12 protein-coding genes are annotated in these 18,325 nt (G+C 61.7%); 4 read left to right on the plus strand and 8 right to left on the minus strand.

The window, feature by feature from the left end:
• Nucleotides 1-192: 192 nt before the first annotated feature.
• Together hrpA and aceK are read right to left on the minus strand one after the other, a co-directional pair.
• Complete coding sequence (gene hrpA / locus KGB29_RS10695; protein ID WP_154946940.1) at nt 193-4,104, minus strand: ATP-dependent RNA helicase HrpA; 3,912 nt, start codon at nt 4,102-4,104, stop codon at nt 193-195.
• A gap of 213 nt (nt 4,105-4,317) precedes the next feature.
• Nucleotides 4,318-6,036, minus strand: a complete 1,719-nt coding sequence (gene aceK, locus KGB29_RS10700; RefSeq protein WP_102671264.1) for a bifunctional isocitrate dehydrogenase kinase/phosphatase — start codon at nt 6,034-6,036, stop codon at nt 4,318-4,320.
• 159 nt (nt 6,037-6,195) lie between these two features.
• Between aceK and KGB29_RS10705 the strand changes: the two genes are divergently transcribed.
• Complete coding sequence (locus tag KGB29_RS10705) at nt 6,196-7,104, plus strand: DMT family transporter (RefSeq protein ID WP_154946941.1); 909 nt, start codon at nt 6,196-6,198, stop codon at nt 7,102-7,104.
• A 139-nt stretch (nt 7,105-7,243) separates the two neighbouring features.
• Here KGB29_RS10705 and KGB29_RS10710 read toward each other — a convergent pair whose 3' ends face one another.
• The 6 genes from KGB29_RS10710 to KGB29_RS10735 all read right to left on the minus strand — a co-directional run bounded on the left by KGB29_RS10710 (nt 7,244) and on the right by KGB29_RS10735 (nt 14,745).
• Nucleotides 7,244-8,824, minus strand: coding sequence for an aldehyde dehydrogenase (NADP(+)) (locus KGB29_RS10710; RefSeq protein ID WP_154946942.1), 1,581 nt, complete (start codon nt 8,822-8,824; stop codon nt 7,244-7,246).
• Nucleotides 8,825-8,898: 74 nt separating this feature from the next.
• Nucleotides 8,899-9,894, minus strand: a complete 996-nt coding sequence (araD1, locus tag KGB29_RS10715) for an AraD1 family protein (protein WP_150814862.1) — start codon at nt 9,892-9,894, stop codon at nt 8,899-8,901.
• A 52-nt stretch (nt 9,895-9,946) separates the two neighbouring features.
• The gene (locus KGB29_RS10720; RefSeq protein WP_007972458.1) at nt 9,947-11,122 is read right to left on the minus strand and encodes an L-rhamnonate dehydratase; all 1,176 of its coding nucleotides are present in this window, start codon (nt 11,120-11,122) and stop codon (nt 9,947-9,949) included.
• 329 nt (nt 11,123-11,451) lie between these two features.
• Nucleotides 11,452-12,456 (minus strand): 4-hydroxythreonine-4-phosphate dehydrogenase PdxA, encoded by a 1,005-nt coding sequence (locus KGB29_RS10725; RefSeq protein WP_154946943.1) that lies wholly within the window; start codon nt 12,454-12,456, stop codon nt 11,452-11,454.
• A complete protein-coding gene (locus KGB29_RS10730; protein ID WP_154946944.1) occupies nt 12,453-13,412 on the minus strand; it encodes an amidohydrolase family protein in 960 nt (319 codons plus the stop codon). Before KGB29_RS10730 ends, KGB29_RS10725 begins: the two co-directional genes overlap by 4 nt.
• Nucleotides 13,405-14,745, minus strand: a complete 1,341-nt coding sequence (locus KGB29_RS10735) for an MFS transporter (protein ID WP_150814865.1) — start codon at nt 14,743-14,745, stop codon at nt 13,405-13,407. Before KGB29_RS10735 ends, KGB29_RS10730 begins: the two co-directional genes overlap by 8 nt.
• 445 nt (nt 14,746-15,190) lie before the next feature.
• Between KGB29_RS10735 and KGB29_RS10740 the strand changes: the two genes are divergently transcribed.
• The 3 genes from KGB29_RS10740 to KGB29_RS10750 are packed head-to-tail and all read left to right on the plus strand — an operon-like array spanning nt 15,191 to nt 18,316.
• Entirely contained in the window at nt 15,191-16,204 is a 1,014-nt protein-coding gene (locus KGB29_RS10740) for a Bug family tripartite tricarboxylate transporter substrate binding protein (protein ID WP_150814866.1), read from the plus strand.
• A 52-nt stretch (nt 16,205-16,256) separates the two neighbouring features.
• Complete coding sequence (locus KGB29_RS10745) at nt 16,257-16,790, plus strand: tripartite tricarboxylate transporter TctB family protein (protein WP_150814867.1); 534 nt, start codon at nt 16,257-16,259, stop codon at nt 16,788-16,790.
• A complete protein-coding gene (locus KGB29_RS10750) occupies nt 16,787-18,316 on the plus strand; it encodes a tripartite tricarboxylate transporter permease (protein ID WP_154910889.1) in 1,530 nt (509 codons plus the stop codon). The genes KGB29_RS10745 and KGB29_RS10750 overlap by 4 nt, the downstream gene beginning before the upstream one ends.
• Nucleotides 18,317-18,325: the final 9 nt, after the last annotated feature.

Here is an 18,325-nt window from a genome sequence, read left to right on the forward strand (position 1 = left end):
AGGTCGCGAAACTGGCGTTTATGGTCGCGAAGTTTGCCATAAACCTTGGGTTTTGGCGCCTTTTGCGAGAGCAACGCAATACTTGTAGGAGCGAGCTTGCTCGCGATGGACTAGAGAACGCCGTGGGGTGTCAGGTTCCCAGCGTTATCGTTGACGACCATCGCGAGCAAGCTCGCTCCTACAGGGATTGTGTCAGGCCTCTACCTGACTCCACTGCTTGTTCAGCCGCTTGTCGGAGATAGGCACCTTGGTTCCCAACTGTTGCGCAAACAGCGAAACCCGGTATTCCTCCAGCCACCAGCGATACAACTCCAGCTGCGGATCGCGCTTGCCTTCCTGGGCGTGTTTGCTGGCGCGGGTCTGGTATTGCGTCCACAGGCCGCTCAATTCGCCGCTCCAGACCCGGTCGCGCTGCACCTGGGCACCGATTTTTTCAAAGCGCTGTTCGATCGCCTTGAGGTAACGCGGCAACTCCTTGAGCCACTGCATCGGCGTTTCCCGGACAAACCCCGGATAGACCAGGTAGCTGAGCTGCTGCTTGATGTCGTTCAGGGCCACGGCTTGGGCGAGATCGATCTTGCCCTTGAAGCGCTTTTGCAGGCCATGCCAGAGCTTGAGGATTTCCAGGGTCAGCTTCGCCACACGTTCGGCGTGCTCGGTCCAGGCGCCACGCTTGCGCTCGGCCAGGGACGCCAGACCGGCGCCGTCACGGGGCAGCGGGTCTTCACCTTCGAGAATGCAGCTGTCGAGGCTGGCCAGCAGAATGTCTTCCACCAGCGCATCGACCCGTCCCATGTCGCGGTACAGCAGGCCCAGCTCGGTCAGGCCCGGCAACTTGCCGCGCAGGAACTTCGCAGGCTCAGCCAGTTGCTGCATCAGCAAGCGTTGCAGGGCACGGCGATGCTGGAACTCGGCTTCGGCCGGGGTGGAGAAACGTCCTTCCTTGACCGTGCCCGCCTCTTCCACCAGCGCCGGATACACCGTCATCGACAGTCCGGCGATCTTCTGTTGGGTTTTCTCGGCCACGGCGGCAAACACTTTCGGCTCCACCGGTTGCTGGCTCTTCGCGGTTTGCGGCACCGCCAATGCAGCCTGGCTGGCCTCGGCGAAACGCGCGGTGAGCTCGGCCAGATCGCGACCTTCGCCGAGGAACTTGCCCTGGGCGTCGACGATTTCCAGGTTCATCCGCAGATGACTTTCGACCTGCTGCGCGGCTTCGCTCCAGGCTTCATCGCTGACGCGGGCACCGGTCATGCGCAGCAGTTCGCGACCCAAGGCCTGAGGCAGCGAGCCCTCGGCAAAGGTCATGCGCTGCAAGGCCGCCTTGACGAAGTCCGGCACCGGTACGAAATTCTTGCGCAAGGCCTTGGGCAGGTTGCGCACCAGGGCAATGCACTTGGCTTCGATGACGCCCGGCACCAACCATTCCAGGCGTTCCGGTGGCAGCATCGGCAACAGCGGTGCCGGCACGCGCAGGGTCACGCCGTCGCGCGGGTGATTCGGTTCGAAGTGGTAGCTGAGGGCTAATTCCAGATCGCCGATATGCAGCGTATCCGGGTAATGCTGGGCGGTGACTTCACTGGCTTCGCGGGCCAGCACGTCTTCTTCGCGCATGATCAGCAGCTGCGGGTCTTTCTGGCTGTTGATCCGGTACCAGCTGTCGAAGGTCGCGGTCTGATGGATCTCCGCCGGCAGCCGTGCATCGTAGAAGGCGTACAGGGTTTCTTCGTCGGCGAGAATATCGCGACGGCGGGCCTTGGCTTCCAGTTCGTCGAGTTGTTCCAGCAGCTGTTTGTTGGCGGTCAGGCACTTGGCTTTCGACTGGATCTCGCCGCGTACCAGTGCTTCGCGGATAAACAACTCGCGTGAAACCACCGGATCCACCGGGCCGTAATGCACCGGCCGGCGCCCGACCACGATCAACCCGAACAGGGTGATCTGCTCGAACGCCACGACCTGACCGCGCTTCTTCTCCCAGTGGGGCTCGAAGTGGTTCTTCTTGATCAAGTGCCCGGCCAGCGGCTCGATCCAGTCGGCATCGATCTTGGCGACCATACGCGCGTAGAGCTTGGTGGTTTCCACCAGTTCGGCGGTCATCAACCATTGCGGGCGTTTTTTGCCGATTCCCGACGACGGGTGAATCCAGAAGCGCCGCTGACGGGCGCCAAGGTAATCGCCCTCTTCGGTTTTCTGGCCGATCTGGCTCAGCAACCCCACCAGCACCGCTTTGTGCAGTTTCGGATAGTCCGCCGGCTCTTTATTGAGGCTCAGCTGCATGTCGCGGCAGATCAGGCTCAATTGGCGATGGGAGTCGCGCCACTCGCGCAGGCGCAGGTAATTGAGGAAATTCTTGCGGCACCAGTTACGCAGCGGACTGGCCGTCAGCGCCTGGCGCTGCTCTTCGAAACCACGCCACAGATTGACCAGCCCGGCGAAGTCCGAGTCGGCGTCTTTCCACTGGGCGTGGGCCTGATCCGCCGCTTGCTGACGCTCCGGCGGACGCTCGCGCGGGTCCTGGATCGACATGGCGCTGGCGACGATCAGCACTTCCTGCAGGCTGCCGAGCTTCGCCGCTTCCAGCAGCATGCGGCCCATGCGCGGGTCCACCGGCAGCCGCGCCAGTTGGCGACCGAGCGGAGTCAGCTGGCTGTTGCGGTCCACCGCCGAAAGTTCTTGCAGCAGGTTGTAACCGTCGCTGATGGCCTTGCCATCCGGTGGCTCGATGAACGGGAATGCGGTGACCTCGCCGAGGCGCAGATGCAGCATCTGCAAGATGACCGCCGCGAGGTTGGTGCGCAGGATCTCCGGATCGGTAAATTCCGGACGACCGAGGAAATCCTCTTCGCTGTACAGGCGCACGCAGATGCCCGGCTCGACCCGTCCGCACCGGCCTTTACGCTGGTTGGCGCTGGCCTGGGAAATGGCTTCGATGGGCAGGCGCTGGACCTTGGCCCGGTAGCTGTAGCGGCTGATGCGCGCAGTGCCGCTGTCGATCACGTAGCGAATGCCCGGCACGGTCAGCGAGGTTTCCGCGACGTTGGTCGCCAGAACCACGCGACGGCCTGGGTGAGACTGGAAAATCCGCTGTTGCTCGGCCGGCGACAACCGCGCGTACAACGGCAGGATTTCGGTGTGCTTGAGCTGAGCCTTGCGCAGCATGTCGGCGGCGTCGCGAATCTCGCGTTCACCGGGCAGGAACACCAGCACGTCACCGGGGCTGCGGCGTTCGCTGCGCTCGTAGGCGGCGATTTCGTCGAGGGTGGCAAGGATCGCCTGATCCACCGTCAGGTCGTCCTCGACGCGGTTGCCCTCTTCGTCCTGCTCAAGCGTCAGCGGGCGATACCAGGTGTCCACCGGGTAGGTGCGGCCGGATACCTCGACAATCGGCGCGTCATCGAAGTGCTTGGAGAAACGCTCCAGGTCGATGGTTGCCGAAGTGATGATGACTTTCAGGTCGGGACGGCGCGGCAGCAGGGTTTTCAGGTAGCCGAGCAGGAAGTCGATGTTGAGGCTGCGTTCGTGGGCCTCGTCGACGATGATCGTGTCGTAGCGTTCCAGATAACGATCATTCTGGGTTTCCGCCAGCAGGATGCCGTCGGTCATCAGTTTGATCAGGGTGCTGGAATCACTCTGATCCTCGAATCGCACCTGATAGCCGACCAACGCGCCCAGCGGTGTACCGAGTTCTTCGGCGACCCGGCTGGCGACGCTGCGCGCAGCGATCCGGCGGGGCTGGGTGTGGCCGATCAGGCCGTGCTGGCCGCGGCCGATTTCCAGGCAGATCTTCGGCAACTGGGTGGTTTTACCCGAGCCGGTCTCACCGGCGATGATCAGCACCTGATGCTTTTCCAGCGCCTTTTTGATTTCGTCGCGCTTGGCGGCGATTGGCAGGCTGTCGTCGTAACGGATCACCGGCAGGCTGGCCTTGCGCGCCAGTACCTGCTCACAGGACGCCTGCATCCGCGTCACCCACTGGCCCAGCCTGGCCTCGTCGGGTTTCTTGCGCAGCTCAAGCAACTGCCGCCGCAGCCGGTGGCGGTCGGCGAGCATGGCGTGATCGAGGTTTTTCAGCAGTTTGTCGATGGAGGGCGATTCGTCGGTCATCGGGTACGCAATTCAGTCGTCTAGTGGCGCAGGGTGCGGATTGTCGCAGATTTACCTGTCCCTGTGGCGAGGGGGCTTGCCCCCGTTGGGTCGCGGAGCGGCCCCAGAACCTGTCACCACGGCGCATCAGATAAATTGCGGCGTCAGGATTACGACTGCTTCGCAGCCGAACGGGGGCAAGCCCCCTCGCCACAGGGCAGTTGCGCTACGACGTTACTCGTTATCGAGACCCTTGCGCCGATACGGAAACACATCAATCACCTTCCCCGCCCGAATCGCTTCCTGCAGGCTCTTCCAGTAATCAGCGTTGTACAACTCGCCATGCAACTGATCGAACAACTTGCGTTGCCCCGAATCGGCAAACAGGAACGGTGGAAACTCTTCCGGGAACACGTCCAGTGGCCCGATCGAGTACCACGGTTCGGACGCCATTTCATCTTCGGGTGTACGTGGCAACGGGATGTGGCGGAAATTGGCCTCGGTGAGGAAGCAGATCTCGTCGTAGTCGTAGAACACCACCCGACCGTGACGGGTCACCCCGAAGTTCTTCAGCAGCATGTCGCCGGGAAAGATGTTGGCCGCCGCCAGTTGCTTGATCGCCAGCCCATAGTCTTCCAGGGCCTCGCGCACCTGCGCCTCGTTGGCGTTCTCCAGGTAGAGGTTCAGCGGGGTCATGCGGCGCTCGGTCCAGCAGTGACGGATCAGCACCGTATCGTCTTCCACCGACACTGTGGACGGTGCGACTTCCAGCAGTTCCTCCAGGCACGCCGGATCGAACTTGCTCAGGGGGAAACGGAAGTCGGCGAACTCCTGGGTATCGGCCATGCGCCCGACCCGGTCGACGCTTTTCACCAGGCGGTACTTTTCGATCACCGTGGCGCGGTCGACGTTTTTCGAGGGCGAGAAACGGTCCTTGATGATTTTGAACACGGTGTTGAAACCCGGCAGGGTGAACACGCTCATGACCATGCCGCGCACGCCGGGGGCCATGATGAACTGGTCGTCGGTATTGGCCAGGTGATTGATCAGTGCCCGGTAGAACTCCGACTTGCCGTGCTTGTAGAAGCCGATCGAGGTGTACAGCTCGGCAATGTGCTTGCCCGGCAGGATGCGCCGCAGAAAGCCGATGAACTCCGCCGGCACCGGCACATCCACCATGAAATACGAGCGGGTGAACGAGAAGATGATCGACACGTCTGCTTCATCGGTGATCAGCGCATCGATCTGGATGCCGCGACCCTCCAGGTGCAGCAATGGAATTGCCAGCGGCCATTGCTCGTCGGCGGTGTAGATGCGCCCCACCAGGTACGCGCCTTTATTGCGGTACAGCACCGAGGAAAACAGCTCGACGCTCAGCTCCGGATCCTTGCACACCCAATCCGGCAGGTTATCGCGCAACTGCGCTTCGAGGCGCTTCAGGTCACCGGCCAGGTCGGCGTAATCCTCACTGAAACGGTAGTCGGCGAAGATGCTGGCGAGCATCGCCGACAATTGGCCTTGCGGCTTGTAGGTGCGGGTTTGCGCGGCCCGGGCGCGGCGCAGGCTTGGCCGGGTGGTGTGGATGAACATGCAGCCGTCGCTGATCAGGTCATGGCTGAACAGTCCGCAGAAGATCGAGTTGTACCAGGTCTCGGACAGTTCATCGTCGAAGCGCAGGTCGATCAGGCTGATGTAGGCGTTTTTGACCAGCGGCCAGCAGCTGACGTCCAGGGTGTCGGCGTCAAACGCGGTGCGCAGTCGCTCCACCGTTTCACCGACCTTGTCTTCATACAGATTGATCCGTGCCGCCGACGCCGTCTGCGTTTCCTGCCACTTGGCCTGTTCGAAGCGGGCCCGGGCGCCGTCAGTGATCTGGCGAAAATGCTCGCGGTAATCGTCAAAGCCATCGAGGATCAAGCGGGCGATGTCGGCGGCTGGCCATTGCTGCGGCATGGTGAGACCTCTGCGGGAATTCGGGAGGCTTGAGCTTAGCCAGTGAACCGGGTGCAGGAGAAGCGTAATTTTCCGGGTGAATTAAATGCCCGGTTTTCGGTTGCCATCGATCACACACTCAGCAACACTTTCGCCCCTCCCCCAAGGAAGGACCGCGCTGTGAACCCCGTCGATATTTTCCGTTTACTGTCCCTGGCGGCCATTTGGGGGGCCAGTTTTCTGTTCATGCGTATCATCGCCCCGGCGATCGGCAGCATTCCTACCGCTTTTTTCCGTGTATCGATCGCCGCTGCCGGACTGCTGGTGATTCTCGGCCTGATGCGCATCAGTTGGGACTTCAAGGGCAAACTCAAGACCGTGATGCTGCTCGGGGTGATCAACTCCGGGATTCCGGCGACGCTCTATTCGGTGGCTGCGCAGGTGCTACCAGCCGGTTACTCGTCGATTTTCAATGCCACGACACCCTTGATGGGCGTGCTGATCGGCGGCCTGTTTTTCCATGAAAGGCTCACTGGCGCCAAACTCGGCGGCGTGTTCCTGGGGCTGTTCGGCGTGGGCGTGCTGACCCGTGCCGGTCCGGTGGCGTTCGATTTGGAACTGCTGATGGGTGCCGTCGCCTGCCTGCTCGCGACCACCTGCTATGGATTTGCGGGGTTTCTGGCCCGCCGCTGGCTCGATCAGGCCGGTGGTCTCGACAGCCGTTTGTCGGCAGTGGGCAGCATGCTTGGCGCGACGTTGTTCCTGCTGCCGCTGTTCGGCTACAGCGTGATCAGCCAACCACCCGCGACCTGGGGCGGCTGGAGTGTCTGGCTCTCGTTGCTGGGGTTGGGTCTGGGATGCACGGCGTTTGCGTACATTATTTACTTCCGCCTCCTGAGCTCGATTGGCCCGGTGAAATCGATGACTACGACCTTTTTGATCCCGCTGTTCGGCGTGCTGTGGGGGGCGTTGTTTCTTGATGAGCCATTGTCGATGGCGCATGTCTATGGCGGGATGTTGATTGCGCTGGCGTTGTGGTTGGTGTTGAAGCCGGCGGCGGTGAAACCGGGTTTGGTGGCTGGCCGGTAGTGTTGTGGCGTTGCGGATGACGCCTTCGCGGGCAAGCCCGCTCCCACATTTGATCAGAGTGTTCACAAATTATGCGTTCACAACAGATCCAGCGTGGGAGCGAGCTTGCTCGCGATGGCGTCAGCCCAGACACCGACAATCACAAGGCCGAAGCACTCACCTCCCCATCCACCAACCGCCGAATCCCCAGCGGATTGCCGTTCTGCAACGCCTCGGGCAGCAATGCATCCGGATAATTCTGGAAGCACACCGGCCGCAGGAAGCGGTCGATAGCCAGGGTGCCCACCGAGGTGCCCCGCGAGTCGGATGTCGCCGGATACGGCCCGCCATGCACCATGGCCTCGCAGACTTCAACCCCGGTCGGATAGCCGTTGAGCAAGATCCGTCCGACCTTTTCTTGCAGCAATTCAGCCAGCCAGCGGTGCTCCAGTAATTCGTTCGCCTCACCAATCAGCGTCGCCGTCAATTGCCCGCGCAGGCCCTGCAACGCTGCCGCCAACTGTGCCTGGTCCTCGAGCTCAATGACGATGGTGGTCGGCCCGAACACTTCCTCCTGCAGCAACTCATCGCCCTTGAGCAACAGGCTGACATCGGCCTTGAACACCTGCGGCTGCGCCTGATTGCCCTGTTGCGGCCGGCCCGCCAGGTGGGTCAGGCCCGGATGCTCGTGCAGTTCACCAAGGCCCCGGCCGTAGCTGGCCAGCGCACCGGCGTTGAGCATGGTTTGCGCCGGTTGTTGGTTCATGTGGGCGCAGAATGTCTCAAGAAAAGCACTGAACTGCGGCGAGCGCACAGCAATGACCAAGCCCGGATTGGTGCAGAACTGCCCGCAGCCCAGGGTCACCGAACCGGCCAATTGCGCCGCGATCTGCTCGCCGCGCACCTTGAGGGCTTCGGGCAGCAGGAACACCGGGTTGATGCTCGACATCTCGGCGAACACCGGGATCGGTTGTGGCCGGGTCGCCGCCATGTGGCTCAGGGCATTGCCGCCCTTGAGCGAACCGGTGAAGCCCACCGCCTGAATCGCCGGATGCTTGACCAGCCATTCGCCGACACCGCCACCATAAATCATGTTGAACACACCGGCCGGCATAGCGGTTTTTTCCGCCGCGCGGATGATCGCGTCAGCCACCCACTCGGCGGTTGCCATGTGCCCGCTGTGGGCCTTGAACACCAGCGGGCAACCGGCAGCCAGTGCCGAGGCGGTATCGCCACCGGCAGTGGAAAATGCCAGCGGGAAGTTGCTGGCACCGAACACCGCTACCGGTCCGATGGCGATGCGGTACTGGCGCAGATCCGGACGCGGCAACGGCTGACGATCCGGCAATGCCCGGTCAATGCGCGCACCATAGAAATCGCCGCGACGCAGCACCTTGGCGAACAGGCGTAACTGGCCGCTGGTGCGTCCGCGCTCACCTTGAATACGCCCGGCCGGCAACGCGGTTTCGCGGCACACGGTGGCGACGAACTCATCACCCAGCCCGTCGATTTCATCGGCAATGGCATCGAGGAACCGCGCACGTTTTTCCGCACTCAGGTTGCGATAGACCGGGTACGCCGCAGCCGCCGCTTTCGCGGCAGCATCCACCTCGGCTTCGCTGGCCTGGACGAAGGTTTGGGGCAACGGCTCGCCAGTGGTGGCGTCGAGGCTTTGCAGCTGCAGCGTACCGTTGGCACTGCGGCGGCCGCCGATGTAGTTGTGTCCAGATAATGTGGTCATGAGTGATTCCTTGATCGTCTGGCTAGCCGAAGATTTGTGCGGCGCTCTTGAGTCCATCGCGAGCAAGCTCGCTCCTACAGCGTACGCACCTGACCGATGCCAAGCGGCTGGGCGCTTTCTCCGATGCCGTTGACCAACGGCTCACCGAACTCATCGAGACTGATCTGGAAGCGATCCCCCGGTTGGGTTTTCACCCCGTCGGCAAACGACAGCGTGGCGGTGCCGAAGTAGTGCACGTGGACATCGCCGGGTCGCAGAAACTGCGCGTATTTGAAGTGGTGGAATTCCAGGTTGGCCAGGCTGTGGCACATGTTGTCTTCGCCGCTGAGAAACTCCTTTTCCCAGATCGTTTGCCCGTTACGCTTGATGCGGCTGGTGCCCACCAGATGCCTGGGCAATTCACCGACACGCAGCGCCGGACCGTAGGAGCAACTGCGCAGTTTCGAATGGGCGAGGTACAGATAATTGCGCCGCTCCATGACGTGGTCGGAGAACTCGTTGCCCAGCGCAAAACCGACACGGTATGGCTGGCCGTCGTCGCCGATTACATACAGGCCGGTCAGCTCAGGTTCTTCACCGGCATCCTCGGCAAACGGCGGCACCGGGAAATCCGCACCGGGACGCACGACGATGCTGCCGTCGCCCTTGTAGAACCACTCCGGCTGCGCACCGACCTGCCCTGCCGCCGGTTTACCGCCTTCCAACCCCCACTTGAACATGCGCATGGTGTCGGTCATGCCGGCTTCGACTTCGCCGTCGTGCTGGTGCATCTTGTCCCGGGTCGCGGCACTGCCCAGATGGGTCAGACCGGTGCCGCTGATCAGGCAGTGAGCGGGGTCTTCGTGGTCCAGCGGTGGCAGTACTTTGCCCTGCTGCAACAGCGTCGCGTAATCCGGTCCCGGTTCGGTACCGCGCAAGGCGACTTCTTCTTGCAGATTGCGTTGCGCACGAATCGCCGCCAGCGCGAGTTCACGGGTGCTGCGAGTATCGCGCACCACCAGAATCTGCGCCCCGGCGACCAGGCCGACCTGGCGCTCGCGGTCAGTGTTTTCAAATTGAATCAGGTGCATGTTGTGTCTCCGATCAGTCATCCGAACGCCGCTCGAATGCGGCGCTTGAAGGTCATTCGATGATGTTGAAATCGCTCAGGTACTCATCGGAGATTTCCAGGCCCAGGCCCGGCTTGTTGTCATCCAGCTGGATGTAGCCGTTGACAGGTTGCGGCTCGCCCTTGAATACGTAGTAGAAGAGTTCGTTGCCGACCTCGACGTCGAACACCGGGAAGAACTCGGCCATCGGCGAGGCGGTGGTGGACATGGTCAGGTGATAGTTGTGCATCTGCCCGGCATGGGGGATGACCGGCACCGACCAGGCTTCGGCCATGGCGTTGATCTTGCGCGCGGCGGTGATGCCGCCGACGCGGTTGGTGTCGTACTGGATGACGTCGACGGCGCGGCGTTCCAGCAGGTCCTTGAAACCGTAGGAGGTGAACTCGTGCTCGCCGCCGGAGATTGGCATGATCCCCATCTTCTTCAGCTCGATGTAGCCTTCGATGTCGTCGGCGATTACCGGTTCTTCGAGCCAGCGCGGTTCGAATTCGGCCAGTTTCGGCAACATGCGCCGGGCATATTCCAGGGTCCAGCCCATGTAGCATTCGAGCATGATGTCGACGTCGGGACCGGCCAGCTCACGCAGGGCGCGCACTTGTTCGATGTTGCGGCGCATACCTGCCGGACCGTCTTTCGGACCGTAGCCGAAACGCATTTTCAGCGCGGTGAAACCCTGGTTCAGGTAACCCTGGGCTTCTTCGAGGAACAGGTCGAGGTTGTCGTTGGCGTAGAGCTTGGACGCGTAGGTCCAGATCTTTTCCTTGGTGCGCCCGCCGAGCAGTTTGAACACCGGCTTGTTCACCGCTTTGCCCATGATGTCCCAGATGGCGATGTCGATCGCCGAGATCGCCGCCATGCCGATGCCCTTGCGGCCCCAGGCGTGGCTCTGGCGGTACATTTTCTGCCAGATGTATTCGTTGTCGAAGGGGTCTTCGCCGATGGCGATCGGTGCCAGGTAGGTGTCGATGATTTCCTTGGCCACACGCGGCGCCAGGGCGCAGTTACCGATGCCGACGAGGCCGGTGTCGGTCTCGACTTCCACCACCAGCCAGCCGTGGAAACGGAACGAGCCCATGGCGTCGCCACGTTCGAACAGGATGTCGCTGGCGTTGGTGCAGAAGTGCGCCTGGGGTGGCACGACTTTGCCTTTCCACTCGAAAACGCGGGTACGGATCGCTTTGATTTTCATGAATACAGTTCCTTGGGCTGTCGGCTTCTTGTCATTGTTGGTCGTGTGCGCAGAGCCTTTTGATGGAGGGGCTCGGGCATTCGATGGGCCGACTTTAGCCAGCGCCCGGGGACTGCGGATAATCACTTATGCGTATCCGGCGATAACCTGGGGTGATAGCCATACCCAGTAAGTTGGCTGATCGGGTTATCAGCCATACACAAAACAAATGTGGGAGCGGGCTTGCTCGCGAATGCGCTGGGTCAGTCGACACAGTTGTCGTCTGACCCAGCGCATTCGCGAGCAAGCCCGCTCCCACAGGGGATTTTTGTCGTTTTGGAAATCCGGGTTCAGTGGCGGTTGCGCCCCATCCGGCACGCAATCTCGAACGCCTGGCGGATCGCGCCGACGTTGGCCTTGCCCTGCCCCGCGATATCAAACGCAGTGCCATGGGCCGGGGTGGTGATCGGGATCGGCAACCCGCCCTGCACCGTCACCCCACGGGAGAAGCCCATCAGCTTGATCGCGATCTGACCCTGGTCGTGGTACATCGTCACCACTGCGTCGAAGGCACTGGCATCGCCCTGGACCTTGAGGAAAATCGTATCGGCCGGATAAGGTCCGTCCGCCGCGATTCCCAGCGCCTGGGCCGAGCGGACCGCCGGGCCGATGATGTCCAGCTCCTCGCGACCGAACGAGCCGTTGTCGCCGTTGTGCGGGTTCAGGCCGCATACGCCGATCCGCGGCTTTTCCAGTCCGTTGCGCTTGAGCGCCGTGTCGATCAGTTGAATCGCCTCAACCACCCGTTGCTGGCTGAGCAGGCCCGGCACATCGGCCAGGGCCACGTGGGAGGTCACCCGTGAAGTCCAAAGGTTATCGAGCACGTTGAATTCGCAGAACGGCCCGTGGAAATCCAGCAGCTCGGCGAACCAGTGCAACTCGTCACTGTGGGCCATGCCGGCCATGTGCAACGAGGTTTTGTTCAACGGGCCGAACAGTACCGCATCAGTGGTGCCGGCCTCGGTCAGGCGCAGGGCTTTTTCCAGGGTGTCGAGGCTGTAGCGACCGCCGATCACACTGGCTTCGCTGCGAGGAAACTCACCGATGGTGTCGCCACGAAAGTCATAGAACAACGGCGTGTCATCGACGAATGCCAGATGCTCCAGGGACTCGACGCGACGATAGGGAAACTCCATCCCGGCGATGCGCATGCCTCGACGCATTTCCGCTTCGTCGGCAATCAGGATCACATTAGCCTGGCTGCGCACTTCGGGCTCGCCGAGCAGGCGGGCGATCAGCTCAGGGCCGATGCCCGCCGGGTCCCCAAGGACCATCGCGATGGTGGATTTGCTCATGCTTCACTCCTCAAGGGTTCAGGCTGCGCCCGGTCGATGGCGCAAGGTTCGCAGCGATAGACCCGCTGCGCGTTGCTGTAGAAAAGTCGCTCCTGATCGGCCGTCGGCAGATCGGCGACGATGGATTTGAAACCGCTGTAGATGTCATCGAACGAGCCGCAGAGGCTGTCCACGGGGAAGTTGCTGGCGAACATCGCCCGGTGGCTGCCGAACATCGCGATCACTTCGCGCACGATCCAGGCGTTGTCCTTGGCGCGCCAGCGCTGGCCGCCCTGCCCCAGACCGGAAATCTTCACCTGCACATTTGGCCACTGTGCCAGTCGCGCCATCGCCAGACGCCATCCCGCCAGGCCTTCGGCACTGCGGTCGTTGGGCAATCCGGTATGGTTGAGAATCAGCGTGATACCGGGAAAATCCCGGGCCAGGCGCTCGGCCTCGTGCAGGTTCCACCAGGGTGTCTGCAAGTCGAAATGCAAGCTCAGCCCTTCGAGCGTGGCGTAACTGCGGCGCCAGCGTTCGTCGCTCATCAGGCTGCGCATATGCCCGACTTGTTGCGGCGTGGCCGGCCCGCCGGGTTTGTGCCGCACGCTGCGCACATGCTTGAAGCGCGCCTGTGCGGCCAGGACATCGATGGCGTCCGGGTGGTCGAGCCAGGCTTGCGCCACGATCGCATTGGGCACGCCGTAGCGAGCGGCCAGTTGTTCGATGAATCGGGTTTCGCCAATCGGGTCCTTGGGGTTCCATTCGGTCTCGACGTACACCGTTTGCACCACGCGATGCTCGCCGGCATCGGCGAAGTAATCCTCGGGAAAATAGCGACGCTTGATGGCGCTGTAGTCACCGTATCGAAACGGGATATTGGCCTGGGGCGCGAGCCAGGGGTGATCGTTGACGGTCGGGTCCCAGAAGTGATGATGGGCGTCGATGATCGGGCCGTTCCATAACGCATTAGTCATGACGCACCTCATCCAGGCTGATGAACAAGGTCGCCAGCACGAAGACTGCCGAGCACGCAGCGAAGAACCCGAGCACCGGAGCAAAGCCACCGGTCGCTTGCAGGATCACCCCCACCAGAATCGGTACCGCGATGCCGCCCGTGCTGCCGGCCATGTTCATCACGCCGCCGATCAGGCCGACCCGCGCCGGCGCCGCCAATAGCGCCGGGAAGCTCCAGTAGAGACTGCCCCACATCAGGAAAAACGCGGTCATGGCCAACAGCGCCACCGCCGCAAAAGAATTACTCAAGGTCGGCAGCAACAGGAACGCGCCCAGAGCCACCAGGCCGGAAAACGCCAGCAGGCTCTTGACCGCCACACCGCGGCTGACGCCTTTGCGGATCAAGCCATCGCAGAGGAAACCACCGGTCAACGAGCCGAGCGCACCGCAAACGAAGATCACGAAGGTCGCCGCACCAATGCCCTTGATATCAAAACCACGGGCCTGGGCCAGGTAACTCGGGCCCCAGGTCAGCAGGCCGAAATACACCATGGCCCAACTGGCCCGGCCGATCAGCAAACCGCTCAGGGAACGGGCCGCGATGCCCAGGCCTTTGACCGCTACCCGCGCGGCTTCGGCAGCGGGAGTGGCGCGACCGGCGTTGATCTTCTCCAACTCATCTTCATTGACCTGCGGATGACTGGCCGGGTCATCGCGCAGGTAACGCCGCGCCAGCCAAGCCAACACCAGGGTCGCAATACCGGCGATCACAAACGCCAGGCGCCAGGAGTCCAGGGAGGCAATCAGCCAGGCAATGATCAACCCACCAAGGGCCACGCCCAACGGGCTGCCACTGTCCATCAGCACCGCCCCGCGACTGCGCTCGCTCGGCGCCAGCCACAGGGAAATCAGTTTACCGCCCGACGGGAACAGCGGTGCTTCGGCGGCCCCCAGCGCAACCCGGGCAAACAACAACGACAAGCCGCCGGTGGCGAACGCCGCCAGCACCTGAAACGTGCCCCACAACCCGGTGGACCAGCTGATGACCCGGTGCGGACCAAATCGATCAATCAACCAGCCGCCCGGAATCTGCAACAACGCATAGGCCCAGAAGAAGCTGCTGAGGATCAGCCCTTGCAGGCTCGGTGACAGGGAGAATTCATGGGCGATGGTCGGCATCGCGATGGACAGCGACACCCGGTCGATCAGGTTGACCATGGTCAGCGCGAAGATGATCGCGAAGATCCGCCAACGCACGTTGCTGGCCTTGGCGGTGGAGCTCTGCGCGGGTACCGCGGCCTGGGGCTGGATATCTGCACCGGCCAGATTCAGGGATGCACTGGAACGAGCCATGGTGCGTACCTCTTTTATTATTTTTGTGGAGACAGCAGCGCCGCTTCCTGGCGACGTTTGTGAGCACTATCGAAGGCTCGGTGATAACCGTCTAATCAAAACTTGAAATCAGGCGATAGCCTCGAGTTATGTCATGCCCTGCTTTCAATGCCCTTTCAACCATGCACGCCCTTCACTGTAGGAGCGAGCCAGCTCGCGATGGACTTCAACAAAAACGCTTGTTTCCTGAGTTAACGCAGCGCCCTTGAGTACATCGCGAGCAGGCTCGCTCCTACAGAAGTGCCTGTTCGTTTGCCGAGCTATAACCCCAGGCTATCGGTGTATGTATTGTTTTGACTAGACGCCGTGCCCGCACCTTCACACACTCAGCCCAGGCTTGCGGCTTCACGGCACAGTCAAGTCGCTCATAACAATTACAAGAACATAAAAACGAGGCTCTTCCATCATGCGAAATGCATTCGTCCGTCGCACCTCCCGTCTGTTTCTCGGCTGCACCCTGATCACCGCCAGCGCCCTTCCCGCTTTTGCTAACGCCTGGCAACCGGACAAGAACGTCGAAATCGTCGTCGCCGGTGGCCCCGGTGGTGGCACTGACCAGCTCGGTCGCCTGATCCAGTCGATCATCACCACCCACAAGCTGCTCGACGTGAACACCATCGTCCTGAACAAGGGCGGCGGCAACGGTGCCGAAGCCTTCCTCGACATGAAAATGAACAAGGGCGATGCCGAGAAACTGGTGATCGGCACCAACAACATCTACCTGTTGCCTCTGGTGTCCAAGCTCGGTTACCAGTGGCAGGAGCTGACCCCGATTGCCGCCGTGGCCGAGGATGACTTCATTCTCTGGAGCTATAAGGGCGCGCCGTGGAAGGATGCGAAAAGCTTCTACGAAGCGGTCAAGGCTGACCCGTCGAATCTGCGCATGGGAGGCAGCCAGTCCAAGGACGTCGACCAGACCCTGACCCTCCTGCTGAACCAGACCAACAACAGCAAACTGGTGTACATCCCGTTCAAGAGCGGCAGCGAGGCCGCGACCCAATTGGCCGGAAAACACATCGCCGCCAACGTCAACAACCCCAGTGAAAGCATCAGTCAATGGCGTGGCGATCAGGTCCAGCCGCTCTGCGTGTTCAGCAAGGAGCGCATGAGCTACACCGACAAAGTCGCCGGCGACAAGTCCTGGGCGGACGTGCCGACTTGTCACGAACAAGGTCTGGGCATCGATCAGTATCGCTTCCCGCGCACCGTGTTCATGCCCGGCGAAGTCACCGCCGAACAGCGGGCGTTCTATGTCGAGCTAATGCGCAAAGTCACGGAAACTCCGGAGTTCAAGGCCTACGTCAAGCAGAACGCTCTGGTGCCGACCTTCCTCGAAGGCGAGCCACTGACCGCCTACATCGAAAAAGACACCGCCCGCGTCACCCCGGTGTTCAAAGAAGCCGGTTGGTTGAAAAACTAAAGTTGTCACGACCGCTCGCCTGCGGGCGGTCGTCATCTGCTGGAGGTGTTTCATGTCCCATTCTTCGGATTCACCGGCACGGGTCGGCACCCGTTGGGTCGAACTCGGCCTGGCGTTGTTCACCACCCTGATCGGGGTTGTGGTGATGTTCGGCAGCGTCGAGCAAGGCATCGGCTGGGGGGATACCGGCCCCGAGCCGGGTTACTTCCCCTTCTACATCGGCCTGATGTTGAGCGCCGCGAGCATCGCCAACGGCGTGTTGACCGTGGTGCGCTGGCAAGCATTGAGCGTTGCGTTCGTCAGTTACAGTGCATTCAAACAAGTGATGTCGGTGTTCATCCCGATTGCGCTGTTCGTCGGCACCATGCCCTTCACCGGCATCTATGTGTCCTCGGCGTGTTTCATTGCCTGGTTCATGTGGCGTGACAAAGTGCGCGCCAAACCGTACAGCAAATGGATGATTGGCAGTGTGTCCCTGGGCGCGGTGCTCGCCAGTTACCTGATTTTCGCGTTGTGGTTCAAGGTGCCGCTGGATGCCGGCCCACTGGGCGACTGGATTGCCCTGGCCGGGAGAAATTTCAAATGAGCGAGTTCGATTCCCTGCTGCAAGGCATGAACCTGATCCTTACGCCGGGCCATATCGGCCTGATGGTGATCGGCGTGCTGCTGGGCATCCTGGTCGGCGTGTTGCCCGGTCTCGGTGCCCCCAATGGCGTGGCGCTGTTGCTGCCGCTGACCTTCACCATGTCACCGGTGTCGGCGATCATCCTGTTGTCGTGCATGTATTGGGGCGCGCTGTTCGGCGGCTCGATCACCTCGATACTGTTCAACATCCCCGGAGAGCCCTCATCGGTGGCGACCACCTTCGACGGATATCCGATGGCTCGCGAAGGCCGCGCCGCCGAAGCGCTGACCGCCGCGTTCAGCTCGGCCTTGATCGGCGCGCTGTGCGGTGTGTTGCTGCTGACTTTTGTGTCGACCCGGATTGCCGAATTCGCCATGTCCTTCAGTTCGCCGGAGTTCTTCGCGGTGTACCTGTTGGCGTTCTGCACCTTCATCGGCATGAGCAAGAACCCGCCGCTGAAAACCATGGTGGCGATGATGATCGGTTTCGCCATGGCGGCGGTCGGCATGGACACCGTGTCCGGCAACCTGCGCCTGACATTCGACCAGCCGATCCTGATGACCGGCATCAGCTTCGAAGTCGCGGTGATCGGTCTGTTCGGCATCGGTGAAATCCTCTGCACCGTCGAGGAAGGCCTGGTATTCCGTGGTGAGCATGCGCGGATCACGCCGATGGTGATTTTGCGCACCTGGGCGAAATTGCCGCGCTACTGGTGGACGATTGTGCGCAGCACCCTGGTCGGTTGCTGGATGGGCATCACCCCGGGCGGACCGACCGCCGCGTCATTCATGAGCTACAGCCTGGCCCGGCGTTTCTCGAAGAACCGCGAAAACTTCGGCAAGGGCGAAATCGAAGGGGTGATCGCCCCGGAAACCGCCGACCACGCCGCCGGCACCAGTGCCCTGCTGCCGATGCTGACACTGGGCATTCCCGGTTCCGCTACGGCCGCGGTGATGCTCGGTGGCTTGATGATCTGGGGCCTGCATCCGGGGCCGACGCTGTTCGTCGAGCAACACGATTTTGTCTGGGGCCTGATCGCCAGCATGTACCTGGGCAACGTAGTGAGCCTGATCGTCGTGCTGGCCACTGTGCCGTTGTTCGCTTCGATCCTGCGCATTCCGTTCTCGATCATCGCGCCGATCATCATCATGGTCTGCGCCATCGGTGCCTACTCGGTGCACAACTCGTTCTTCGACGTGGTGCTGATGCTCGGCTTCGGTGCGCTGGGTTATCTGTTCAAGAAACTCGGCTACCCGATTGCGCCGCTGGTGCTGGCGGCGGTGCTGGGGGACAAGGCAGAAGATGCGTTCCGCCAGTCGATGCTGTTCTCCGACGGGCACCTGGGGATCTTCTGGTCCAACCCGTTGGTCGGCAGCCTGACCACGGCAGCGCTGCTGATGCTGTTCTGGCCGTTGATTTCCAAAGCGCTGCAAAGCCTGATGGGCCTGCGCAAATCCCACGTTGCCAAGGCAAAATCGGTGCTGTGACACAGCAAT

The sequence above is a fragment of the Pseudomonas sp. BF-B-30 genome, assembly GCF_019956305.1.
Taxonomy (GTDB): domain Bacteria; phylum Pseudomonadota; class Gammaproteobacteria; order Pseudomonadales; family Pseudomonadaceae; genus Aquipseudomonas; species Aquipseudomonas jessenii.